The sequence below is a fragment of the Paenibacillus rigui genome, from assembly GCF_002234615.1.
GTDB classification, from domain to species: domain Bacteria; phylum Bacillota; class Bacilli; order Paenibacillales; family NBRC-103111; genus Paenibacillus_S; species Paenibacillus_S rigui.
Window position 1 is genome coordinate 30,345 of the sequence record NZ_NMQW01000016.1, and the last position, 23,548, is coordinate 53,892.

Genomic DNA, 23,548 nt, shown 5'->3' on the forward strand with positions numbered 1-23,548 from the left:
TTCAAATTTACTTCATGGGGGAGAGAGTTCGATGTGCGGAATAGTAGGGTATATTGGAAAAGGTCAAGCTCAACAGGTTTTAACTAATGGCTTGAAGAAGCTTGAATACCGTGGTTATGATTCCGCTGGAATCGCGGTTTATGACGGAGAGAAGGTCCAGGTGTCCAAGTCTAAAGGGCGCATTGCTGTTCTGGAGGAGCGGTTGGAGCAATCGCCGGTGCTTGGCTCTTTAGGCATTGGTCATACACGCTGGGCAACACATGGACGCCCCTCTGACGTTAATTCACATCCTCATACGGATGAAACAGGGAAATTTTCCGTAGTACATAACGGAATTATTGAGAATTATCTCGATCTTAAGCAAGAGCTTCAGGAGGAAGGAGTCACCTTTGTCTCGGAAACGGACACGGAGGTCATCGTTCACTTGCTTTCCTCTTTATATGATGGCGATATTGTTTCTACGATTCAGAAAGCTGCGTCAAAAATGCGCGGAGCTTATGCTCTCGGAGTGATTACAGAGTATGAACCGGACAGGCTGGTTGCCGTTCGTTATGCGAGTCCGCTCATTATCGGACTTGGAGAAGAAGAAAACTTCATCGGCTCGGACATTTCTGCTGTGCTCGAATATACTCGTGATATTTATATCTTAGAGGATGGAGAGCTAGCGGTCATTACAAAAAACGATGTGACTTTGATGAAGATTGAAACACTGGAAACGGTCCAGCGCAATATTTTTCGGGTAGATTGGGATATGGAGCAAACGGAAAAAGACGGCTTCGAGCATTTTATGCTGAAGGAAATTTATGAGCAGCCGAATGCTTTTCGCAAAACGATATTGAACCGTATTGACAGCGCCGGTAAAAATATTGTTTTTGAAGGCTTGCAATTGAGTTCAGAACAAATCCATAGGCTGGACAAAATCTTCATTATTGCATGCGGTACCGCATACCATGCCGGATTGGTCGGAAAGCATGTGATCGAAGAGCTGACCCGGATTCCGGTGGAAGTGGATGTCGCTTCTGAGTTTAGATACCGCCGTCCGATCGTGACGGATAAAACTTTGGTTATCGTGGTTAGTCAGTCCGGTGAAACGGCGGATACTCTGGCAGCTTTGCGGGAGAGCCAACGTCTTGGCGCTAAGGTCTTAGCCATTACCAATGTGCCGGGAAGCTCCATCGCCCGCGATGCTGATGAAGTCATTGCAACCGTAGCGGGGCCGGAAATTGCCGTTGCCTCTACCAAAGCCTATACATCCCAGTTAATTGCCTTCTATTTATTCGGAATTTACCTCGCTCAAGTAAAAGAAACGATCCCGGAGGAAGAGCGCAAGGTAATGATTGAGGCACTCTGCAAATTGCCTGAACAAACGGAAGTCGTGCTCCAGCATGCTAACGATATTCGGATGTATGCTGAGGCGATCAAGGGTCATTCCAGCTTGTTCTTTATCGGACGTGGCATTGATTACGCCGTTGCGCTGGAGGGCTCGCTAAAGCTGAAGGAAATTTCTTATATTCACTCCGAAGCCTATGCAGCGGGCGAATTAAAGCATGGAACCCTTGCTTTGATTGAAGAAGGAACGCCTGTCATTGCATTAGCCACCCAAACGGAGCTGTATGAGAAAATGGCCAGCAATATTAAAGAAGTAAAGGCCCGTGGCGCTCATGTACTGGGGGTTACATTGGAAGAAAATATTGAATTGCACAGAAACGTTGATGATGTATGCTTAATTCCCAGCGCGATGGCTTTGTTCACACCTGTTTTATCCGTCATTCCTTTACAGCTCATTTCCTATTACACATCACTAGCCCTTGGCAATGATGTTGATAAGCCACGCAACCTTGCCAAAAGCGTCACGGTAGAGTAAGTAATCGTTAGGGTCAAGAATTCCGTTCAGCAGATGGTTAATGCAGCGGAATTCTTGACGAATTTTTATTTAGGAGAGGGAATTCTCTATGATAAAATCTGCCGGGAATTGTTTAGATCAAAAAATAATGTTGGATATATTGCTGGAAGCTTGCGAGAGGGCACAAACGATTAAAACCTTGGGAATGAAAGAGATTATTCAAGGTATTGCGGCTAGGTTAAAGCCCTATTATCCGGAATATGGAGGAAGTATGAGGCAGCGTTACGCGATTGTGTTGGCAGCGGGAAAAGGAACCCGAATGAAATCGAAACAGCATAAGATATTACATGCGGTTTGCGGTAAACCGATGGTTCAGCATGTTATCGATAGCTTGAAAGGCCTCGTTACCGGCGAGATTGTTGTTATAGTAGGGCACGACGCCGAGAGTGTGAAGGAACAGCTGGGAACATCGGTCCAATATGCCTTGCAGGAGGAACAATTGGGAACCGCTCACGCTGTTTTGATGAGCAGGGACATATTACAGGATAAAACGGGCACAACGATCATAATCAGTGGAGATACTCCGCTGGTAAGAGAGGAAACACTTGAAAAGCTAATGGAACAGCAGGAAAAAAGCCAAGCAGCAGCAATAGTATTGACTGCGGTATTAGCTGATCCTACGGGATACGGAAGAATTATCCGTCATTCCGATGGTTTTGTAGAACGTATTGTGGAGCATAAAGATGCAACCGAGGCGGAGAAAGAAGTTTCAGAGATTAGCACGGGAATTTTTTGCTTTGACAACAAAGCCTTATTTCAAGCTCTAAGTCAAGTGAAGAATGACAATGCACAAGGAGAGTATTATTTGCCAGATGTCATCGAAATGATGAGAAAAGAAGGCCTTTCCGTTTTCGCTTATCCGACCCCTGCTGTGGAAGAAGGAATGGGAGTAAACGATAGGATGCAGCTAGCGACAGTTGAAAAGCTTCTCCGTGCCAGAATCAATGAAAAACATATGAGAAACGGGGTTACCATTATCGACCCTGAGTCGACCTATATTGATGCGGATGTTGTCATTGGAGCGGACACCGTGATTCACCCTGGAACGTTCCTTCGAGGGAACACTTGCATTGGTGAAGGCTGTGTGGTTGGACCCGCTGCCGATCTGCTGGATTGTCAAGTGGAGAGTAAAGTGACGATTCAATATACCCGTAGTATGAGGAGCACTATTCGTCAATCGGACATGGTTATGGGTAACCAATTGGAGGGTCTCTTATCTATACGTTAAATTCGACAACACGAAGGAACACATTCAATAGAAGAAAGGTTGCAATTGTCGCATTGCTTCTGGTTGCAGTAGCCGTCTTGTTATTTGTTTATAAGTTAAGGACGGTACCTGCGTATAAAGCAACCTGGATATGGAATGCTGAACGGATTGCCAAAGAAAAAGACGACATCATTTCCTTCACGAAACAAAACGGAATAAACCTTATTTATTTGCATATCGATCAAAAAACGGTTAAACGGGAAGCGTATAGCTCGTTTATTAAGGAAGCAAATGCTGCCGGCATCCAAGTGGATGCGCTTGCCGGTGATCCTCTGTGGTCGCTAGCCGAAAATCAAAATAGTATCAAGGATTATGTGAGCTGGGTGCATGACTATAACCAATCGGTAAAGGAAGAGGAACGGTTCCATGGAATTCATGCGGATATCGAGTTTTATGCCTTAGCGGATTGGAACGATAATAAAGACAAGATCATCAAGCAGTGGATGACGAATATGGAGCTTTTTGTTTCGGAATCCAGGAAGGATCGAAAGCTCAAGGTTAGCGGGGATGTTCCGTTCTGGATTCATGATATTACGATTCCGGGATCGTCGGAAAGCCTTAACGATTGGATTATCAACAGACTGGATCATGTAACGTTGATGTCTTACCGGGATAAAGCTGAAGGAACGAATTCCATATTGGAGATCATTCAACCTATTTTCAACGATGCCCGTGCGAAAGGGAAGAAAGTTGTAGTAGGCGTTAACCTGCTAAAAAGCTCGGAAGGGGTCGGAACAACCTTCCAAGAAGAAGGGCTTGACGAAATGAAGCGTCAGCTTTCCATTCTGCAGGATAAGTTGGGGACGAATTCGCTTTTTGCGGGAATTGCCATCCACGATTACGAAAGTTGGCGGGAATTGGCCCAATATGATATTCCGTCTTCGTTGTCAAACCAACCGGCCAAAGCTATGCCCATTTTTGAAGCCAATGGGATCAAAGAAATCGTCAAGGTAAACGGCGAGCATCTTGACCTTTATGATGGGACGTCATGGAAGTCGACGTTTTGGCCGGGCATCAACCTAGGGGCCACAACGCCAGGACACTTTCCGGGTGAGCTTTCCCCTTCCCGTATGGATTATCTGAGATGGTTTTCACAGATGCAGGAAATGAATATCAAAGTGATTCGCATCTATACGATCCTGCCGCCTGTTTTTTACGAAACTCTAAATAGGTTTAATCAGAGCACGGATAAACCCTTGTACATTTTGCAAGGAATATGGGCTCCGGACGAGGCAATGGCTGGGGATGATCAATTGGGAAGAGATGCCTATACACCTGAAATTACTAACGAATTTACAAGTGAGATCCAAGATGCCGTTCGAGTCATTCATGGAGATGCGAATCTTCCTGAACGAACCGGTCATGCGAGCGGTGAATACCGCACCGATGTTTCACAATATGTGTTAGGATGGACCATGGGGACGGAGTGGTATCCTGATGCTGTACAGGTTACCAATTTGGAGCATAAGACAATGCCGCCATATGACGGGGAATATATCTCGGCCAAGGAAAATGCTTCTCCATTTGAAAGCTGGCTTGCCTCCATGCTGGATGTTTTAGCGCAGGAGGAAATGAAGTATGGCTGGCAGCATCCTGTGTCGTTTACGAATTGGTTAACTACGGATCCGCTATCGCACCCGAATGAGCCGCTTAAACGAGAAGATATGGTATCCGTGGATCCGATGAATTTAAGAGCAACATCGGCTTGGACCGCAGGATATTTCGCATCCTATCATGTTTACCCTTATTATCCTGATTTTATGAGATATGAAGATAAATACCAATCTTATCATGACCGTAGTGGAAAAATAAACCCGTATGCGGGTTATTTGCACGATTTGCGCGCTCATCATAAGGGCATGCCGATTTTTGTAGCAGAGTTTGGCGTTCCAAGCTCGCGCGGAATTACCCATTATGGCGCAAACGGTATGAATCAGGGGATGCATACCGAATCGGAACAAGGTCAAATGGATGCAGACATGCTTCGAAGCATCTATGATGAAGGGTACGATGGGGCTATTCTGTTTGCTTGGCAGGATGAATGGTTCAAATATACATGGAACACGTTGGACCTTGAGCTGCCTTGGGAACGTCGGGCCATGTGGCGGAATCGGTTAACCAATGAAGAGAACTTTGGAGTCATTGCCGTTGAAGCGGGGAATTCCGACAAAGACACAATTAAATTAGACGGGAATACTATCGATTGGGAGAAGAGACAGCCCAAGGTCAAACAATCGTATGCTAACTTTGATCTCACGGTGTCTCACGATGAAGCCTATCTGTATATGATGCTAAGGAAGCGGGAAGGGGATTGGGATTTAGCACAAGATAACATTGAAATCGGCTTGGATACCTTGAAAGGGGGAAGTCAGATCGCGGATCGGGCGCCGGGAATGACGTTCTCCAACGGAATTGAGTTTTTATTGAGTATGCGGGGGGCAAACAATACCCATCTCTTTGTGAACAGCGCCTACGATCAGCATACATGGCTGTATGGGCATATTAAGAACATGCTGCCGTGGGATACTCGATATGATCAAGATACCTTAGGTCTTTTTTTACCCTGGAAGCTTGCACTGAACAAAGAACAGTATTTACCGGTAAGCAAGAAAACGGCCCATTTCGAGGAATATGAGGTTGGGGCTATGAAACAGGGGATAACAGATCCGGAGAGCCCAGCTTTTAATTCGTTAGCCGATTGGTATGCTTCCGGTAAAGTTATGGAAATCCGCATTCCTTGGATGCTCTTAGGCTTCACGGACCCGAGCAGTCACCAGGTTTGGAGCTATCCTTATGCTGCTCATGGATTGGTCCCTACGACCAGTGAAGGTGTGAGAATAGAACCATTCGTCGAATCGAACGGGCAGCCTTCTAACGCGCCATCGGAATCGTTTTTTTACCAATGGGAGCCATGGGACCTACCTGCATACCATGAACGTAAAAAGCAAAGCTACGAGATTCTTCGTAAAGCTTACGAAGGATACTACAATATCGAACCGAAATAACAGTAAGCCCTTGATTCCGCAGAATCGAGGGCTTGCTGCTGTCAGACTTCCATTTATTGCTCCGTATTGAGGCAATAAGTGGAAGCCGCGGCGCGAGATAAGCTTCGTCTTGGATTAAGCGCTATCTGCTCGGCCCCCGTGATTTCTTTCCAGTCAGGTGATGGCTTTAAGAATGAAGCACGTCTGGATGGAATAAACATAAAGGAGAAGCAGGCATGATAGCGCTTTATATCTGATTCCTACATCCTATCTTACGAGGTGATTCCATCATGACGACGGAAAAAAACAAGCTGACGACCAGCTGGGGGGCCCCTGTCGGGGACAACCAGAACTCGATGACAGCCGGAGCGCGCGGCCCGACGCTGATTCAAGATGTGCATCTGTTAGAAAAGCTGGCGCATTTCAACCGGGAACGTGTTCCCGAGCGCGTGGTGCATGCCAAAGGGGCGGGGGCACATGGGTATTTTGAAGTGACGAACGATGTGACGCCGTATACGAAGGCAGCTTTCCTGTCCGAGGTCGGTAAGCGAACCCCTTTATTCGTCCGCTTCTCGACGGTAGCGGGGGAGAATGGTTCGGCGGATACAGTGCGCGATCCCCGGGGATTTGCCGTGAAATTTTATACAGAAGAAGGCAACTATGACCTGGTAGGAAACAATACGCCGGTGTTCTTCATTCGGGATGCAATCAAGTTCCCCGACTTTATACATACGCAGAAGCGTCATCCGCAGACGCACCTGAAAAACCCGAACGCGGTATGGGATTTCTGGTCCTTATCTCCCGAATCGCTTCATCAAGTGACGATCCTGATGTCGGATCGGGGCATTCCGGCGACACTCCGGCACATGCACGGATTCGGCAGTCATACGTTCAAATGGGTGAATGCGGCGGGAGACGGCGTATGGGTGAAATACCATTTCAAAACAGAGCAGGGCATTCAAAATCTGGCACCGGACGTGGCGGCACAAATCGCCGGAGATAACCCGGACTACCATACTGAGGATTTATTCAACGCCATTCAGTCGGGCAATTATCCGTCGTGGAAGCTCTGCGTGCAGATCATGCCGTTGGAGGATGCCAACACGTACCGGTTCGATCCGTTCGATGTGACCAAGGTATGGTCGCAAAAGGATTATCCGTTAATTGAAGTCGGCCGGATGGTGCTGGACCGCAACCCGGAAAACTATTTTGCCGAGGTGGAGCAGGCGACGTTCTCCCCCGGCACGCTGGTCCCAGGCATCGACGTCTCTCCGGATAAAATGCTGCAAGGCCGCTTGTTCGCCTACCATGACGCACACCGCTACCGTGTAGGCGCGAACCACCAGGCGCTTCCGATTAACCGTGCGCGCAGCGAGGTGAACCATTACCAGCGGGATGGACAGATGAGGTTCGATAACAACGGCGGGGGATCCGTCTACTATGAACCGAACAGCTTCGGAGGGCCGGCGGAGACGCCCGAGAACAAACCTGCGGCGTATGAGGTGTCAGGGCAAGCGGACAGCGTAGCTTATGATCGCGATGATCATTACACGCAGGCGGGCGACTTGTACCGTTTGCTAAGCGAGGAGGAGCGCAGCCGCCTCGTTCAAACGATCGTCGGTGCGATGCAGCCGGTCGAGAAGGATGAGATCAAGCTGAGACAAATCGGGCATTTCTACAAAGCCGATCCCGAATACGGACGGCGCATTGCAGAGGGGCTGGGCTTGCCGGTTCCAGAGCAATAAGAACAGCCGTTTATTTTACCATTTGCAAAAGCAAAAGGCAGCTACCTTGTACCAAGTAAAGGATGGCTGCCTTGTTTTTTAGTTAGGAAATAGGCGATTTCCGGGTGCTGACCGCAGCGTCGGCCTCATATAATAGTATGATTTGAAAGCGTTAACAAATCCGGTGATTGGTCCGTCTCGACAAACTGAACAACGAGGTGACTGCCATGAGGACCCGATTATTATCCGAACAGCTCATCAAGAAGCGTTTTCCCCATTTACGATACGTCCGAGTCCATACGAACGGTGCGAATAAAGCGACCATCTATGCCTGGAATGAAGACCTGCAATTACCGGAGCAAGAAATCCGCAGCCTGCAGCATTTTGCATCGGACTATTTGCATCCTTACGCCTGCTTCCAGGTCAAATCGTATCATATGATTCAACCGGATCAGGTGCCGCAGGTCGAACGGCTGCCGGATTCCATCCTTAAGGCCGCCATGAATAAAGGGCTGGACCCGTCGATGATCATGGATTCCATCCATCAGCTGTTTCCCTATGGCCGGATGAGCTTCAACCAGTACGATGCGGCGACAGCAACGATCCATTTTGACTTCCACTCTATTACTTGGGTACACCCGTCAGACAAGGAACGGATATCACATTACTTGAGGGAGCTGATCCCGCTCGGCTCGAGCTGCGAAGTGACGTACTATTGATATGAGCATGAAAAAATAAGGGATACCGGAACGCTCGCTCCGATATCCCTTTTATCGTGTTAGCCCTCACGCCGAACCGGCTGCAATCTCAGCAAGACGCTCTTGGATCCGTTCCGTGACGACTCCGCCGTGATACGTAATGACCGTCTCGATGTCCAGCTGCTGCAGCTTGCGGACGGACTCAAGCGCAGCGGGCATGTCCGGTGTGAAGTCAGGGTTCGGCGGCATCAGCACGCCTTCGTTGGAGGTCAAGGCATCCCCCGAGATGAGAGTCTTGCTCGGTTGGTGATACAGGCTAATATGATCCGGGGTATGGCCCGGAGTGAAAATCACTTGAATGCCGCCGCAGAAAGGAAGGGTGTCGCCATCCTGTAGGGTGACGTCGACTTTGGAGGGAGGAACGACAATGCCTCTTTTCATAATAGGCTTCTCACCCAAAATGTAAGGCTTGGTCAGTTCATGGGCAAGCACTTCGACCTTGCCTTCGGCTGCTGCAGCCAGATCCGGCAGGCCACCAATGTGATCCAGATCCTGATGGGTGATGATGATCTTCGTCAGCTTGTCCCATACGCCCTCTTGCTCCAGGGAGATGCGGATCAGCTCAAGCTGGCCGGGAATCCCGGTGTCAACGAGAATGACATCCTTATCGTCCCTTAGCACTGTCGGATGCAGGACAAAGATACGTTCTCCTGTAGGAATTTCCCAGCGTAAAGCTTTAATTTCTGCGTTTGTGCTCATGTGTTCGCGTTCCCTCCATTCTCAAATGAAAGACAAAGTTCTCTTACTTATTGTAAGTCTTGCTGAGGACAAGTTCAAATCCTGCGCCCTCAGCCGGTCATAACGGCAAGTCTCTTTTCTCTTCATCCTTCATAAGCTATACTGGGGGGATAACTATATTTTTTGTTTTTGTTGGCCTATGGAGGATTCATATTATGACTTTAATCAAAATGTTGACGAACCAGGATGAGTTTGTAGGTTTTTATTTGTTAAAAGAACTGGAGCTGAAGCAGACGAACGGCTCCCCGCCCAAAGATTATTTCGATATCGTCCTGTGCGACGCCAGTGGGCAAATGTCCGCAAAATACTGGGATGTCAGCCCGACGGACAAAGAAACCTTTTTCCCGATGGGACTGGTCAAAGTGCGGGGACTCGTTCATACGTACCGCGAGAAGCTGCAGATCAAAATAAACCGGATTCGTAAGGCGACGCCGGAGGACGGTGTATCCTTGACCGACTTTATCCGCTCCGCTCCGATTCGCCCGGTGGATTTGATATTTACGATCAAGCAAGTAATGGACAGCATTGAGGATCAGGACATCCGCAAGATCGTCGCTTTTTGCGTAACGAAGGTGGAAGAGAAGCTGATGCATTACCCCGCTGCCAAGACGCACCATCATGCGTACTATGCCGGACTGGCCTATCATATTGTGCGGATGCTGGAGATAGGCGAATTTATTTGCAAGCAGCGGCCGTTTCTGAATGCGGATCTGATCAAAGCAGGGATCATACTTCACGATATCGCGAAGCCGGAGGAAATGATTGCCCAGCTGGGCATCGTGTCCGATTACAGCGTCAAGGGCAAGCTGCTCGGCCACATTTCGCTCGCCTCCAACTGGATTACGGAAGCGGCGCTCTCCTACGGCATGGACCTTGATTCCGACCGGGTCATCGGACTGCAGCATTTGGTGCTATCCCATCATAACCTGGGAGAATGGGGAAGTCCGGTTCAGCCGCAGACCGCAGAGGCCGTGGCGCTGCACCATATCGATTCACTGGATGCGAAGCTGCAAATGGTCGAGGATGCGCTCGATACAACACCGGAGACGGAGCCTTGGACGCCTCTGATCCGGGGGCTGGAGAATAAACCGATTTACCGGACGAAGCTGTAGCAGGGCCGACTTGAACTTATTTATTGTTTATTTACAAAAGACGCTCTCATCGCCGTGTCTGGCGGGGGAGCGTTTTTTTTATTGAACTAATGGGCAGGATTGCTTCATCGATTCTCAAATCCTCTCGTTTGTGGATATTTTTATTAACGTGGGCGGGTGCAGGGAATGGAAGTTAAGATACGTTGTTTTCTTATGGAACAAACACTGAAAATTATGCAAAAGCAGCGGGATATGTAGCGGGATGAAGCGAACCGATGCCCATGCTTTCTATGAGCATAAATGGCTATGACAAAGATTCATACTGCTTTGATAAAATTATTAAACTTGGCTAATGAGTAACCAGTTTTCATTACGCTAGCGGGTACAAGAGTTCAATAACACAACATGACGAGGCTGCCGGTGGATCGGTCAGCGGCCTCGTTCCGCTAATGGGCAGATTTTTTTCATAGGAGTGTAGTCCACCATCAAATACTACTCGTATGGAAAAGAATCTAGATAAATAATATACTAGCTATAACTGTTTTTTGTTGAGGTGAATCTAATGGATGAAATCAATGAATCAAAAGAAATTGTATTACAAATCGGTGTTGCCTTGAAAAAGTTCAGAAAAGAAAAAAGCATGAGCTTAGACGACTTATCGGAACTAACGGGCGTAAGCAAACTTACTTTGGGGAATATCGAACGTGGCGAGACAAATCCAACTTTGGGGATTATATGGAAAATTTCAAAAGGTATATCTTTACCGATATTGGCTTTGTTCAAATCAGAAGACTCTGCTAGTTTGTATCGAGCAGGTGAAGGACTGCGGTTTTCTAATGATCAAAAAAATTGGATCATTGAACCAGTCTTTAAAAGTAACGATATTGAAATGTGTCGGGCTTACTTACAGCCAAATAGCACGTATCAGCCTGAAGGTCACCATGTCAATACAACTGAAATTGCGACAGTCATGACTGGTTCCATTGAAATTCAAGTCAATGGAGAGGTTTTTACATTGAATCAATATGATACGATCAGTTTTCGTGCAGATTGTCCTCATTCTTATACCAATCATACGGATAGCGAAACAGTGCTCCATATATCCTTAAAGTACGATTTCTAAAGTCGAAAATTCCACTTATAAAAACAACTCTGAATTCCATGATGGGAATTTCAGAGTTGTTTTTTGTTTTTAGATAAATAAAAGTATATTATAAAATACTTATTGATTAAAATTATATACTATAATATACTTTATTTATTCGCGCGGATGTACCGTTTTTTTTCAATCAGCAGGAATCAAATAATACGTAAGAATTCAGGAAGGAGAAATTAAGAATGCCGAACAAACAAAATAATAAAGCCGTACCATCCTCTATAGGGCTGATCATTCTCGGCATTATTGTTATTGCAGCTAATTTACGTACTCCCTTAACATCAGTCAGTCCTTTAGTGAGTCTAATAAGGGATGACGTTAATATTTCAAATACATTAGCAGGCCTGATCACAACGGTACCCTTGCTTACCTTTGCTTTATTATCGCCTTTAGTACCAAAATTAGGACAAAGGTATGGGGTTGAACGTATTATAATGATTGCCTTAATCTTTCTGACTTTGGGTATTGTAATACGTTCTTTATCTGGCGTAGCTAATCTGTTTATTGGGACAGCAATTCTTGGATTCGCAATTGCCGTATGTAATGTATTATTGCCAAGTATAATCAAAAGGGATTTCCCAAATAAAATTGGCTCCATGACAGGTGTTTACTCTATTTCAATGAGTTTATGTGGAGCAATCGCATCGGGAATCAGTGTGCCTCTAGCCGTGAACGCAGGTCTAAAATGGCAGGGAGCATTGGGAGTATGGGGGATTCTTAGCTTTGTATCGATCCTCTGTTGGTTACCCCAATTAAGAAATCAAACGAAGCAAACAACCACGGCGAGTCAAGTAAAGGCCAGCAACGATGTGAATGTTTGGCAATCCCCTATTGCTTGGCAAGTAACCTTGTTTATGGGTATACAGTCCATGGTTTTCTATGTGTTGATCGCATGGTTGCCTGAAATTTTAAAGCAGCAAGGAATTGATCCAAACCAATCAGGGTGGTACCTCTCGATCATGCAGTTAGTTATGCTTCCATTTGCCTTTATTGTCCCCGTTATTGCTGGGCGCATGTCTAGCCAACGGTTGTTAGTGGTCATTACAACCATTTTGCTTTTGACGGGAACGATTGGACTTCTTTACGGAAGCTCCAATATGATTCTGTTGTGGATCATCATGCTCGGAATTGGTGGAGGCTTCGCCTTTAGTTTATCCATGATGTTTTTCGGGTTACGTACTGAAAATGCACATCAAGCAGCGAAACTGTCTGGCATGGCGCAATCGATCGGATATCTTTTTGCCGCAGTCGGTCCTGCTCTTATAGGATATCTGCATGATGCGACAAATAGTTGGAACCTGCCACTGTTCATTCTGCTTGGCGCTGCGGTCTTACTCTTTTTAGTCGGTATAGGAGCAGCAAGAAACCGTTTTGTAGGTAGCCGAAATAGTTACGAGCTGCTACGGAAAGGATGATAAATATGTTTGACAAAATTATGGTGACCATTGATAAAGCTGAAATAACGAACAATCTCCTCGATGCAACCATTGAAATAGCCCGAAACAAACAAACTCAAGTTACCTTGGTTAATGTCAGCCACAAGGTTTCACAGTTATCAAGTTGCCCAGTCCTCATTGTGCATTAACTCTTTCGGGGACTGCAGAGATGATGCATTGTTATACTAAAGGGTACGTTATGATTGGCATGTCGTATTATCCTTATTGGGATGGCGTCGATTATACGCAAAATATTGCGGCATTCAGCAGCAATTTGAATGATATGGGATCTCGCTACGGTAAAGAAGTTATGGTTTGTGAAGTAGGCGGGCTTGAGAACGATCCTACAAACACCTACAACATGCTAGTAGCGGTTCAAAATGCAGTCAAAGCCGTTCCGAACGGCAAAGGACTCGGCGTATTTTATTGGGAACCGGAGGGCAACGCCGCTGTTCTTCCTGATGCATACCAGTTAGGGGCAACGGCTGTCGTATCTTCTAACGTTTTGAAATTCACCGACGCCCTTCATGCCTTCGGCACCTTCCCGTATGCTTCAGGCACGTATGAGCTCGTGAATCGCAACAGCGGGAAAGCCTTGAATGTCACAGGTGGAGCTTCAACGGACGGAGCCAACATCGAGCAGTGGGGTTACAACGCATGGTCTACCCAGAAATGGCAGTTCATCGATATCGGCAGCGGGTATTACGAAATCAAGAATGTCGGTACGGGCAAAGCCTTGAATGTATCCGGGGGGTCACTTACCGACGGAGCGAATATTCAGCAATGGACTTACAACGCGTGGAGCAGTCAGAAGTGGCAGTTGATTACTGCAGGCAACGGATATTATCAGCTTAAAAATGTCGGCAGCTGCAAGCTCATGGACGTGTCCGCATCTTCAACGGCCGACAGCGCCCAGATTGTTCAATGGGCGAGCAACGGCGGCTGGAACCAGCTGTGGAGCATTATAAAAGTAAATTGATCCCGGTTCCTTGGATCAATCCCGTCATTATGGCCTATTCCTTCTAGCGGAATAGGCCTTTTTTCTTGATGCTGCGGCTGCAGGCTCAGCCTGTGAATTCCCCGTTCGCCCTGCGGTATTCACTCGGCGACAAGCCCGACCAGCGCTTGAACTGGCGGCTGAAGTGGGCGATGTCCCTGTAGCCGAGAATAGACGCAATATGCTGCACCGACAGCCGGGGGTTGGCAAGCAGCAGCTTGGCTTCATGCAGCACCAGCTCGGATAAATAGACGCGCGGCGATAGGCCGAACACGTGCCGGAACACGCGGTTGCAGTGGGAGGTGCTGATCCCGAGCTTGGAGGCGATGTCGTCGATGCCGTAATGCTGCTCGACGGCAACGCCCTGCTTGAATTGCTGGGTGACGAGAGCCTGCAGCTGCGTTTGGATCTGATGCGCCAGCTCCATTTTCTCATAGGCTGGGGACGCGATCAGCTCGGCTTCATTGGAGATAGCTTCCCAGAGGTGGCCGAACAGCTCGAATATGGCCGATTGCAGCCGCATTCGCTGGGCCATCGTCTTGTTATCAGGCTGTCCTGCAATTTCGATCAGCTTGGACATGACCGGCTGCACCCGACGGGTGACCGGGCTGGCGTTTGCAAACAGCACTTGCTGCATCCGGCTCAACAGGGAGAGGAAGATTTTATCGTCAATGTCGAAATGAATGCAGAAATAGGTGAAAGGCTCGCCGTTGCCGCTTCGGCTGGAGTGGACGTCACCTGGCCGGAGCAGCATTAAATCCCCGGCTTGCTGTGTGTAACCACGGCCGTTGACGGTCATGAGCTGCTCGCCTTCGAGCAAATAATTGATTTCATATTGGGGATGCTCGTGAACCGGATAATCCCAGCTGCCGTCCACGCGGCGAAGATGCATGCCGAACAGATTCACGGTTGTTTTCACGTCCGGCAGCATGATCTCGTTCAAGCTTTGCCCCAGCGCGGGAGGGATGAAGGATGCGGACACAGTACATGCTCCTCTGCTCAAAATAATACGTTCGAATCCAGTATACCGGATTCAGCCCGATTTGGGTAAATTTTTGATCGATTTGACAATGGTCAACCGTAAGCAGTGCATGCTAGGATGAACATGAGCTAGGGGTCGTACAACGGACAACCGTGAAGGAAGGGGTAATTACATGACGAAACGTCATCTTTTTTTCAATGCACAGCACTCGCCTATCGGGGCATTTGCCAGCTTTACACTAGGGTTTCGCGGAAAAAACGGCGGTTTGGGTCTGGAGCTCGGCAAACCGGCTGATCAAAATATGTATATCGGCTTTCAATCCCGGGATGGCAGCTTTTACGAAGCTCTGCCATTTTTTGAAACGGTCGAGGATGAAAGCGCTAGATACGATGTGGAGAAACAGGAAGAAAAGGATAAAGGTACTTCAGGAGCCATGCCTACCTCCCGAACGGAGGAGGACGGCTCTGCGCTTCCGAAGCTTATTCCTTTCCGCAGTGAAGCGATCTCCCGTACCTTCAAGACGGGAACGGATACGTGGCAGGCGGGAGATTTGACCTTCCGCCTGTATTCGCCCGTCCGCCCGGTCCCCGAGCCGGGGCAGGCGGATGCGGAAGCGCTGAAGGCGGCGCTCGTCCCGGCGGTGTTCGCCGAGCTGACGCTGGACAATACGCTGGGGACTTCGGCACGGCGGGCTTTTTTCGGCTACCAGGGGAACGATCCGTACAGCGCGATGCGCCGGTTGCAGGATACGAGCGACGGTCAGCTGATTGGCGTCGGGCAAGGCCGCATGACCGCTATTGTCACCAAGGATGAGGGAACGACGTCGGCGCTTGGATTTACGATAGAGAAGCTTCTCGGCGAAAAGCTGCCGCACAACCTGGCCTTCGGTCTCGGAGGCACGGGCGCTATTCTGATGGACGTTCCGGCTGGGGAGACGCGGACCTATCGGTTTGCAGTTTGCTTCTACCGTGGAGGAATCGTGACGGCAGGCATGGATGCATCGTATTACTACACCCGTTTTTTCAATAATATAGAGGAAACAGCCCATTATGCGTTGGACCATTTCACGGAGCTGACAGAGTCCTGCCTGGCTGCAGACCAGTGGATCGATAATGCCAACCTGTCGGAGGATCAGAGGTTTATGCTGGCTCATGCGATTCACAGCTACTACGGCAGCACGCAGCTGCTGGAGACAGACGGCGAGCCGCTCTGGATCGTTAATGAGGGCGAATACCGGATGATGAACACGCTCGATCTGACGGCGGATCAGTTGTATTATGAGCTGATGATGAATCCATGGACCGTCCGCAACGAGCTGGAGCTGTTCGTGAACCGGTACAGCTATGAGGATAAGGTGCGCTTTCCGGGAGAGGACACGGAATACCCGGGGGGGATTTCGTTCACCCATGATGTGGGTGTTGCGAATGTGTTTTCACGCCCGCAGTACTCGGCTTACGAGCTGGCGGGAATTGACGATTGTTTCTCGTATATGAGCCACGAGGAGCTGGTGAACTGGCTGTGCTGCGCGCTCGTCTACATCGAACAGACGAAGGATCAGCCGTTTAAACAGCGGATGCTGCCTGTTATTCAGGCTTGCTTTGAAAGCATGCTGAACCGGGATCATCCGGAAGCGGACAAACGCAATGGCTTGATGGGACTCGACAGCAGCCGTACACAGGGCGGCGCGGAGATTACGACGTATGACAGTCTGGATGTATCGCTCGGCCAATCGCGCAACAACATTTATCTCGCAGGCAAGTGCTGGGCGGTCTACGTTGCATTGGAGCGGCTGTTCCAGCTGGAGGGGCTTCCGCAGCTGTCCGGGCAGGCAGGCTCACAGGCGGACAAATGCGCTGCATCGGTGGCGGCCCAGCTGACCGAGCAAGGCTACATTCCGGCAGTCATCGGGGAAAATAACGATTCGCGGATAATTCCGGCGATTGAGGGCCTGGTGTTCCCGTATTTTACAGGCTGCCAGGAGGCATTGAACCCGAATGGACGGTTCGCTTCTTATTTGCAGGCGCTGCAAACCCATCTGAACACGGTGCTGGTAAAAGGCATCTGCTTATTTGAAGACGGAGCGTGGAAGCTGTCCTCTACGAGTAAAAATTCGTGGCTTAGCAAAATTTATTTATCACAATTTATCGCCCGGGAAATGATGGGCTTGCCTTGGGATGAGCAGGGTGCAGCTGCGGATGCCGCCCATGTGAATTGGCTCCTGCATCCGGAATTGTCGTACTGGTGCTGGAGCGATCAAATACTGGACGGCTTGATTATCGGCAGTAAATATTATCCGCGCGGCGTATCCGCGATCCTGTGGCTGCTGGAAGGAAGAGAAGATAAGCGGCTTGTGCAGCAATAGCAATAAGCGGGGGCTCACAGCACAGTGTTGTGAGCAGCAAGAGCTTTGCATGGCGGCGGTCGGCCACGGCAACAGGTAGAAGGAACAACCGGATATCCTGCGGTGGCCGATTGCGCCAGGCCAACTACGCCATCCTGGCAGGGAGCTGGTGTTTTACACGGGGGGAGCCCGCTGACTGGACATACAAGGAGGACGTAAACATGAGTAACCGTGTGAACACGGTGCCGGGCGATCCTATACAAGCAGGATATAAAGCCTGGCTGAACTATAAAAGGATAGAGCCCGGCGAAAGCAATGAGTCGCCGGCAGCATGGTGCAGCCGGATTGCTGTAAACGACAAAAGCTCGAGTGTGGTGATGGATTCGGCCGTGTCAGAGCTGATCCGGGGGATCGAAGCGATGCTGGGCCGCAAGCCGGTAATCGTTAGCCTCGAAGAGGCGGCAGCCGGTGAAGGCGGGTACCTCATCATCGGCACGTGGGACGAAGGCGGTGCGCTTCTCGACCGGACGTTCGACGGGCAGGCCCACCAAGCTATAGGGCCGGAAGGCTATGCGATCCGGACGAACCGGGCGGAGAGGTGCATCGCTATTGGCGCGCAGACGGACGCGGGTGTGCTGTATGGCGTATTCGCCTTCCTGCGCCTGTTTGGAACGGGAAGCGCAATGGACTCGTTGGACCTGACGGATCATCCGGTCAACAGTCTGCGCATGATGAACCAATGGGACAACATCGACGGCAGTATTGAGCGGGGCTATGCCGGGAAATCGATTTTTTATGCAGATCATGAGATTACGACGGATCATGAGCGTGTACGTGATTATGCGAGGCTGCTGGCCTCGACAGGCATCAATGCCATTGCGATTAACAATGTGAACGTCCATCAATTTGAGACGATGTTTTTGACCGACCGGTATTTGCCGGCTATTGCCGGGCTCGCAGCGATTTTCCGGGCCTACGGGATCAAGCTGTTCCTGAGCATCAACTATGCAAGCCCGATCGAGATCGGCGGCTTGACGACAGCCGACCCTCTGGACGCTGATGTTCGTCAATGGTGGAAAGAGAAGGCGGCTGAGGTGTACGCCGCGATTCCGGACTTCGGGGGCTTTCTGGTGAAGGCCGATTCGGAGAACCGTCCGGGGCCCTTCAGCTATGGCCGGGACCATGCCGATGGCTCCAATATGCTGGCCGAAGCGCTGCTGCCATACGGAGGGATCGTCATCTGGCGCTGCTTCGTGTATAACTGCAAGCAGGATTGGCGCGATCGCGCGACGGATCGGGCGCGGGCGGCGTATGATCATTTCAAGCCGTTGGACGGGCGGTTTATGGACAATGTGATTTTACAGGTGAAGAACGGGCCGATGGACTTTCAAGTTCGGGAAGGCGTTTCACCGCTGTTCGGTGCCATGGAGAAAACGAACCTGATGATCGAGTTCCAGATCACGCAGGAATATACGGGCCAGCAGCGCCACCTCTGCTACCTCGTTCCGCAGTGGAAGGAAGTGCTCGACTTCGAAACGTATGCCCAAGGCGAAGGCTCGACCGTGAAGCGCGTGGTGGACGGCTCCTTATACGGGAACCGGCACAGCGGCTTTGCAGCGGTGTCCAATATCGGCAGCGACGCCAATTGGACAGGGCATTTGCTGGCTCAGGCGAACCTGTACGGGTATGGCCGCTTGGCCTGGAATCCTGAGCTGCCGGCGGAGCAAATCGCTGAGGAATGGATTCAGCAGGTATTCGGTGCCTGCAACAAGAAGCTGGTGCAGACGATCCTCGGCATGCTGATGGCTTCGTGGAGCATTTATGAATCGTACACGTCTCCGCTTGGCGTCGGTTGGATGGTTAACCCGGATCACCATTATGGGCCGAATGTGGACGGCTATGAGTATTCGAAGTGGGGAACGTACCATTTTGCGGACCTGCATGGTATCGGGGTCGATCGGACGATGAAGACGGGGACGGGCTATACCGGCCAATACCAGGGGCCCAATGTGGAGCTGTATGAATCCGTCGCCACCTGTCCGGATGAGCTGCTGCTGTTCTTCCACCATGTGCCGTACACGCACGTGCTTCATTCCGGTAAAACCGTAATTCAGCATATTTACGACACCCATTTCGAGGGGGTGGAGCGGGCGGAGCAGCTGAAGGAAGCCTGGGCCTCCCTGAATGAAGGGATGGACCCGTCCTTGTTCGCGCAGGTGGCTGACCGGCTGGCCGAGCAGGCGGTTCATGCCAGGGAGTGGCGCGATATCGTCAACACGTACTTTTACCGCAAGAGCGGTATCCCGGACGCCCGCGGCCGGACAATTTATTAAATATCCAGAGAAGCTGGCCCTTTGAGGCGGCTTCTTTTTCTTTTTTCGTAATATTTTAAAAGAATTCGAGGATTCCTCTCATTTAGCCCTCGTCTGCCAGCTTATATAATGAAATTACAGAAGACGAGATTAACTTATGAGGTGATTGTATGAACCGTACCGCTGCAGCCTCCCTTCCGGAGTCCCAGGCTGCCCCCAAGCGCCGCTCCTCTCTCAAACGATGGGACGCGCCGATCGCAGGCTATTTATTTATTATGCCGTGGCTGCTTGGCTTTATTGGCCTGACCGCTTATCCTATGGTGCTATCGCTATATTACTCTTTCACGGATTATACGTTAATGGAGCCGATCCAATGGGTCGGACTGCGGAATTATGCGAAAATTTTTACGGCCGACGATAAATTCATTACATCGGTCAAGGTGACGTTCCTGTATGTGCTGGCCTCCGTGCCGTTGAAGCTTATCGCTGCGCTGCTTGTGGCCATTCTATTGAACAAAGCGGTGAGAGGCATCTCAGCCTACCGCTCGGCCATCTATTTCCCTTCTCTTATCGGGGGCAGCATCGCCGTATCGCTGCTGTGGAGCAACATGTTCGGGGTCGACGGGTTTTTCAATAAAATCCTCGGCGTGTTCGGGATTCAGGGAAAAGGCTGGATTACGGACCCGCATACAGCGCTCTGGTCGCTCATTCTGCTTACCGTGTGGCAGTTCGGCTCGTCGATGGTCATCTTCCTAGCGGGCCTGAAGCAAATTCCGAACGACCTGTATGAGGCGTCAGGGGTCGACGGGGCGGGCAAGCTGGTTCAATTTTTCAAAATTACGCTGCCGATGCTGTCGCCGACGATTTATTTTAACCTCATTATGGGGGTTATCAATGCATTCCAAATGTTCACATCGGCCTATGTCATAACGAACGGCGGACCGATGAACTCGACCTTCGTCTATGCTATGTATTTGTACGAGCGGGCGTTTAGCCGCTATCAGCTGGGTTATGCCTCGGCACTGGCCTGGATTATGCTGCTGATGATCGTGGTTGTGGCGGCGGTCATTGCGGGAACGTCAAAATACTGGGTGTTTTATGAGGCAGAGACAGGGGGGCGCAAACGGAAATGAACACGAAAGCACAAAAGAAGGTACATCACATCGTATTGACTTTATTCAGTCTGCTTATGATCTATCCGGTTATCTGGTGGATTGGCGCCTCCTTGAAGTCGAACAGCGAGCTGAGCTCACCGGGCCTATTTCCTTCCGTCCCCCAATGGAGCAACTTTACGGACGGCTGGAAGGCGATTCCGGGGCATACGTTTACGGACTTTTATATCAATACGTTCGGGCTTGAGCTTGCCGTCATGATCACGACGCTCATTTCTTGTACGCTGGTGGCTTTCGGCTTCGGCCGGTTGGATTTTCCTCTCAAGAAGTTTTGGTTCTCCTTGCTGATGGTTACCCTGATGCTGCCGGGACAGGTGTTGATTATTCCGCAGTATGCGATGTTTCATCAGCTGGGGTGGGTCAATACGTACCTGCCGTTTATCGTTCCCCATCTGCTGGCAAGCGGCGCCGGCGGCACGTTCTTCGTGTTCCTGCTCATTCAGTTTGTGCGCGGCATTCCTCCCGAGCTGGACGAGTCGGCCAAAATGGACGGCTGCTCCTGGTTCGGCATTTATTGGCGGATTGTGATGCCTCTGACGATCCCTGCTATCGTGACGGTCATGATCTTCTGCTTCCTGTGGAACTGGGATGATTTCCTCGGGCATCTGCTCTATATTAACTCGGTGGACAAATATACCGTTGGCCTGGCGCTCCGAATGATTAACGATTCCCAAGCAGGGCAGCAGTGGGGGCAGCTTCTGGCAATGTCCCTCGTGTCGATCATACCGGCCACATTAGTGTTCTTGTTCGCACAAAAGTACTTTGTCGAAGGAATTGCGAAGTCCGGGATAAAAGGATAAAATAAGGCGGAGAAAGCGACGAATCCATTCGTTGCTTTTTCCTCTTTGCGGGTGCATATATAATAAGGACAGCGGAGGAGGGAAGCCGCATGAACAATCCGTTCAAGAAATATAAAATCGACAATCTCTTCTTTCGTGGCTTTGCCGGGCTTATGATCGTGGTACTGGGCTGCACGGTATGGGCGAGCTACGGTATTTCTTCCAAGGAGCTGGTGAAATCCACGTCCTATTACCAGCAGCAGCTGCTGGATGAATTGAACAGCGAAATTTCGGCACGTCTCCTTACGATTGAGCAAATCTCGCTGTCTACGTCTCGTGACGATGAGGTCATCACTTTATTGACGGGCAAAAAGGACGATTTCGACCGATACCGCCGATCACGAAGCGTGGAGCAGACATTGGCGAATTTAACGTACTCCATTCCGCTTATTCAGGGAATTGATCTTTATATGGACCGCCCGGTTCAGGGCGATTCGAAGAACTATATCCAGCTCCGCGACCGGAGCGATGCGGCAGGGCAGGTGTGGTATCCGCTGCTGCAGAACAGCGATTTTGCCTGGTCGCGAGAGCACCCTGTCCCAAGCGTTCAGGGGGATGTGCCTGTTCTAAGCTTTATCCGCAAAATCATGTTTGACGATAAATATTTAGGCATTCTGGTCATTCACGTGAAGGCTGACAGCATCAAATCGATTCTGGCCGGGCATTCCTCGGCGGCTGACCGGATCATGATCGATGCGCAGGGACAGCAGCTTCTGGGCATCGGTGAGCTGCCGAAGCAGCCGGAGCTTTTCCAGTGGATGGACGAGCTGAACGGCCAATCCGGCTCTACACGGACGCATGGCAAGTACAACATGAGCGACTCGTTGCTCGTCTATTCCAAGCTCGCCGATTCGAACTGGACGCTGGTGGAGATGACCCCCTGGAAGCAAATTACGGCAGGAAGCCTTAGATTGGCGGAGGTCATCGGCGTGATCGGCATTGCTGCCATCTTGCTGACGCTGCTGCTCACGCATTGGCTGAGCCGTCAATTTACGAAGCCTATCAAGCAGTTAGTCGGTGCGATGAGCTCCTACACCGTGGGAGGCAGTAATACGGAGCTTCCCGCAGACTATACGAATGAGTTCGGCTATTTATTCTCCGGCTATCGGAAGCAGAACGAACGCATCGAAGAGCTGTATTTGTCGCTGCAGCGGCGGCATGAGCAGCAGCGCAAGGCCGAGATGGAAGCGCTGCAGGCAAACATTAATCCTCATTTCCTGTACAACACGCTGGATCAGCTGAATTGGATGGCCATTGCCAAGGGACAGGATGAAATGAGCCGCATTCTGGAGCTGATGGGCCGCATGTTCCGAATCGGGCTGTCCAACGGGGAAAGCTTCATTACGCTGGAAGAGGAGGTACAGCATGTCAGGTGCTACCTCGAAATTCAGCAGCTTCGCTGGGGGACGGGATTGGAGTATGCCGTACACAGCTCAGTGCCGATGCAGCAGCTGTATTTGCCCAAGCTGACGCTGCAGCCTTTTGTCGAGAATGCAATTGTCCATGGCTTCAATACCCGGAGCGAGGGGCGGATCGACCTTTATTTTAGAGAAGAGCAAGACCGGATTATGATCACGATTGAGGACAATGGCGTCGGGCTGCAGAAGGAGCCTGCGACTGCGGCGGCCTCTGCCAAGCGGCGTACCGGAGGCTACGGCATACGCAACGTAAAGGAACGCATCGCGGCCTATTTCGGCGCAAGCTACGGAGTGAAGATCGAAGAGAGGACGGAGGGGGGAACGCGGGTTACGGTTACGCTGCCCAGGCTGCAGGAGCGGCCCGCGCAGACACACGGCGAGCAGCAGGCTGCGGTATCCAATAGTTCGGATAATATTATAACAAATTGAG

Annotated in this window: 16 protein-coding genes; 14 read left to right on the forward strand and 2 right to left on the reverse strand. The window is 50.1% G+C overall.

What is annotated here, in order from left to right; translation table 11 throughout:
* Positions 1-31 precede the first annotated feature (31 nt).
* The 5 genes from glmS (at position 32) to CF651_RS11115 (ending at position 8,597) form a co-directional block, all read left to right on the forward strand.
* The gene (gene glmS / locus CF651_RS11095) at positions 32-1,864 is read left to right on the forward strand and encodes a glutamine--fructose-6-phosphate transaminase (isomerizing) (RefSeq protein ID WP_094014924.1); all 1,833 of its coding nucleotides are present in this window, start codon (positions 32-34) and stop codon (positions 1,862-1,864) included.
* A gap of 88 nt (positions 1,865-1,952) precedes the next feature.
* Entirely contained in the window at positions 1,953-3,131 is a 1,179-nt protein-coding gene (glmU, locus tag CF651_RS11100; RefSeq protein ID WP_245855838.1) for a bifunctional UDP-N-acetylglucosamine diphosphorylase/glucosamine-1-phosphate N-acetyltransferase GlmU, read from the forward strand.
* A 53-nt stretch (positions 3,132-3,184) separates the two neighbouring features.
* The gene (locus CF651_RS11105; RefSeq protein ID WP_094014925.1) at positions 3,185-6,175 is read left to right on the forward strand and encodes a hypothetical protein; all 2,991 of its coding nucleotides are present in this window, start codon (positions 3,185-3,187) and stop codon (positions 6,173-6,175) included.
* A gap of 269 nt (positions 6,176-6,444) precedes the next feature.
* Positions 6,445-7,899 carry a catalase KatA gene (katA, locus tag CF651_RS11110; protein WP_094014926.1) on the forward strand — a complete coding sequence of 485 codons (1,455 nt, stop codon included), beginning with the start codon at positions 6,445-6,447 and terminating at the stop codon, positions 7,897-7,899.
* Between the two features lie 206 nt (positions 7,900-8,105).
* Positions 8,106-8,597 (forward strand): hypothetical protein, encoded by a 492-nt coding sequence (locus CF651_RS11115; RefSeq protein WP_094014927.1) that lies wholly within the window; start codon positions 8,106-8,108, stop codon positions 8,595-8,597.
* Positions 8,598-8,663: 66 nt separating this feature from the next.
* Here CF651_RS11115 and CF651_RS11120 read toward each other — a convergent pair whose 3' ends face one another.
* The gene (locus CF651_RS11120) at positions 8,664-9,335 is read right to left on the reverse strand and encodes an MBL fold metallo-hydrolase (RefSeq protein ID WP_094014928.1); all 672 of its coding nucleotides are present in this window, start codon (positions 9,333-9,335) and stop codon (positions 8,664-8,666) included.
* Between the two features lie 194 nt (positions 9,336-9,529).
* Here CF651_RS11120 and CF651_RS11125 point away from each other — a divergent pair, with 194 nt between their 5' ends.
* From CF651_RS11125 to CF651_RS32245, 4 genes are all read left to right on the forward strand, one after another.
* A complete protein-coding gene (locus CF651_RS11125) occupies positions 9,530-10,486 on the forward strand; it encodes a 3'-5' exoribonuclease YhaM family protein (protein WP_094014929.1) in 957 nt (318 codons plus the stop codon).
* Between the two features lie 541 nt (positions 10,487-11,027).
* A complete protein-coding gene (locus CF651_RS11130) occupies positions 11,028-11,588 on the forward strand; it encodes a helix-turn-helix domain-containing protein (RefSeq protein ID WP_094014930.1) in 561 nt (186 codons plus the stop codon).
* A 215-nt stretch (positions 11,589-11,803) separates the two neighbouring features.
* On the forward strand, positions 11,804-13,036 hold the full coding sequence (locus CF651_RS11135; RefSeq protein ID WP_094014931.1) for a CynX/NimT family MFS transporter: 1,233 nt from the start codon (positions 11,804-11,806) through the stop codon (positions 13,034-13,036).
* A 190-nt stretch (positions 13,037-13,226) separates the two neighbouring features.
* Positions 13,227-14,036 carry an RICIN domain-containing protein gene (locus CF651_RS32245; RefSeq protein ID WP_179232772.1) on the forward strand — a complete coding sequence of 270 codons (810 nt, stop codon included), beginning with the start codon at positions 13,227-13,229 and terminating at the stop codon, positions 14,034-14,036.
* Positions 14,037-14,121: 85 nt separating this feature from the next.
* On the opposite strand, the gene CF651_RS11150 is transcribed toward CF651_RS32245, so the two are convergent.
* Positions 14,122-15,036 carry an AraC family transcriptional regulator gene (locus CF651_RS11150; protein ID WP_094014932.1) on the reverse strand — a complete coding sequence of 305 codons (915 nt, stop codon included), beginning with the start codon at positions 15,034-15,036 and terminating at the stop codon, positions 14,122-14,124.
* A gap of 172 nt (positions 15,037-15,208) precedes the next feature.
* On the opposite strand from CF651_RS11150, the gene CF651_RS11155 reads away from it, so the two are divergent.
* The 5 genes from CF651_RS11155 to CF651_RS11175 all read left to right on the forward strand — a co-directional run bounded on the left by CF651_RS11155 (position 15,209) and on the right by CF651_RS11175 (position 23,547).
* Positions 15,209-17,398 carry a glycoside hydrolase family 52 protein gene (locus CF651_RS11155; protein ID WP_094014933.1) on the forward strand — a complete coding sequence of 730 codons (2,190 nt, stop codon included), beginning with the start codon at positions 15,209-15,211 and terminating at the stop codon, positions 17,396-17,398.
* Positions 17,399-17,598: 200 nt separating this feature from the next.
* Positions 17,599-19,710 carry an alpha-glucuronidase family glycosyl hydrolase gene (locus CF651_RS11160; RefSeq protein WP_094014934.1) on the forward strand — a complete coding sequence of 704 codons (2,112 nt, stop codon included), beginning with the start codon at positions 17,599-17,601 and terminating at the stop codon, positions 19,708-19,710.
* Between the two features lie 149 nt (positions 19,711-19,859).
* The gene (locus CF651_RS11165; RefSeq protein WP_094014935.1) at positions 19,860-20,822 is read left to right on the forward strand and encodes a carbohydrate ABC transporter permease; all 963 of its coding nucleotides are present in this window, start codon (positions 19,860-19,862) and stop codon (positions 20,820-20,822) included.
* Positions 20,819-21,661, forward strand: coding sequence for a carbohydrate ABC transporter permease (locus CF651_RS11170; RefSeq protein WP_094014936.1), 843 nt, complete (start codon positions 20,819-20,821; stop codon positions 21,659-21,661). The genes CF651_RS11165 and CF651_RS11170 overlap by 4 nt, the downstream gene beginning before the upstream one ends.
* An 89-nt stretch (positions 21,662-21,750) precedes the next feature.
* Complete coding sequence (locus tag CF651_RS11175; protein WP_094014937.1) at positions 21,751-23,547, forward strand: cache domain-containing sensor histidine kinase; 1,797 nt, start codon at positions 21,751-21,753, stop codon at positions 23,545-23,547.
* Position 23,548 lies beyond the last annotated feature (1 nt).

What these genes read in the sequence shown, in the direction of transcription:
- glmS (WP_094014924.1), top strand. Translation starts at nt 32, where the DNA reads ATGTGCGGAATAGTAGGGTATATTGGAAAAGGTCAAGCTCAACAGGTT.
- glmU (WP_245855838.1), top strand. Translation starts at nt 1,953, where the DNA reads ATGATAAAATCTGCCGGGAATTGTTTAGATCAAAAAATAATGTTGGAT.
- katA (WP_094014926.1), top strand. Translation starts at nt 6,445, where the DNA reads ATGACGACGGAAAAAAACAAGCTGACGACCAGCTGGGGGGCCCCTGTC.
- CF651_RS11115 (WP_094014927.1), top strand. Translation starts at nt 8,106, where the DNA reads ATGAGGACCCGATTATTATCCGAACAGCTCATCAAGAAGCGTTTTCCC.
- CF651_RS11120 (WP_094014928.1), bottom strand. Translation starts at nt 9,335, where the DNA reads ATGAGCACAAACGCAGAAATTAAAGCTTTACGCTGGGAAATTCCTACA.
- CF651_RS11125 (WP_094014929.1), top strand. Translation starts at nt 9,530, where the DNA reads ATGACTTTAATCAAAATGTTGACGAACCAGGATGAGTTTGTAGGTTTT.
- CF651_RS11130 (WP_094014930.1), top strand. Translation starts at nt 11,028, where the DNA reads ATGGATGAAATCAATGAATCAAAAGAAATTGTATTACAAATCGGTGTT.
- CF651_RS11135 (WP_094014931.1), top strand. Translation starts at nt 11,804, where the DNA reads ATGCCGAACAAACAAAATAATAAAGCCGTACCATCCTCTATAGGGCTG.
- CF651_RS32245 (WP_179232772.1), top strand. Translation starts at nt 13,227, where the DNA reads ATGATGCATTGTTATACTAAAGGGTACGTTATGATTGGCATGTCGTAT.
- CF651_RS11155 (WP_094014933.1), top strand. Translation starts at nt 15,209, where the DNA reads ATGACGAAACGTCATCTTTTTTTCAATGCACAGCACTCGCCTATCGGG.
- CF651_RS11160 (WP_094014934.1), top strand. Translation starts at nt 17,599, where the DNA reads ATGAGTAACCGTGTGAACACGGTGCCGGGCGATCCTATACAAGCAGGA.
- CF651_RS11165 (WP_094014935.1), top strand. Translation starts at nt 19,860, where the DNA reads ATGAACCGTACCGCTGCAGCCTCCCTTCCGGAGTCCCAGGCTGCCCCC.
- CF651_RS11170 (WP_094014936.1), top strand. Translation starts at nt 20,819, where the DNA reads ATGAACACGAAAGCACAAAAGAAGGTACATCACATCGTATTGACTTTA.
- CF651_RS11175 (WP_094014937.1), top strand. Translation starts at nt 21,751, where the DNA reads ATGAACAATCCGTTCAAGAAATATAAAATCGACAATCTCTTCTTTCGT.